The following is an 896-nucleotide window of genomic DNA, read 5'->3' as shown; positions in this document are numbered from 1 at the left end:
GAAGGGAGACGTATTCAACTGATGAATACGACAAATAAAGACCGACTCATTGAAGTGACTTCTTATGGTGAATTAGCGCTTGCCACGATGGATACAGACCAAGTTCATCCTGTTTTTTCCCGTATGTTTATAGAGACAGAAATTACTGAAGAAGGTAAAACAATTTTTGCCAAAAGGCGCAAACGCTCGCCTAGTGATCCTGAAATCTATGTTACCCATTTTGTTTCTAGTACAACAGATATTCTCCAAGAGACAGAAGCTGAAACAGATCGCTCTCTGTTTATTGGTCGGGGGCGATCCATTCATCGACCCGCTGCATTTGACCAAAATGCTCGTTTCAGTAACAGTCAAGGTTGTGTTCTTGACCCTGTTATGTCATTGCGATGCCGTATAAAAATTTCAGCCCATGAAAAAGCAGAACTTATTTTTTGGACTTTTGCTGCTCATACAAAAGAAGCGCTAAATAATCATATTAAACATTATCGACAACCTGATATGTTTCAAAAAGAACTTTCAATGGCATGGACGCGCTCACAAGTCGCACTGTATCAGAGCGGAACCCAGCTTAAAGAAGCTATTGTCTATCAAAAATATGCAACACCGCTTATTTATCCAGAAAGAACGTGGCGTCTTCCTTCTGAAATATTAGCAAAAACGCTAGGAAAACAGTCTAATCTTTGGCCCATGTCTATCTCAGGAGACAATCCACTCTGTCTTCTTAGATTAAATAACGAGGGAAATATAACTGTACTGCGCGAGCTCCTTAAAGCACATGAATATTGGCGTATGCGTGGACTCATTGTTGATTTGGTCATTCTTAATGAACAAACATTTTCTTATATACAAAGTACACAACGCGCTCTTGAGTGGGTCTGTGAATCTTATTATCACCACAC

Annotated in this window: 1 pseudogene; it reads left to right on the top strand. The window is 39.8% G+C overall.

Annotated features, from left to right (window positions below):
* A pseudogene (locus tag ACFIL8_RS11225) lies at nt 1-896 on the top strand (protein ndvB); the annotation flags it as partial.

The organism is Bartonella sp. AP57NXGY (assembly GCF_042195805.1).
Taxonomy (GTDB): domain Bacteria; phylum Pseudomonadota; class Alphaproteobacteria; order Rhizobiales; family Rhizobiaceae; genus Bartonella.
This window is presented reverse-complemented; position numbering and strand designations above follow the sequence as displayed.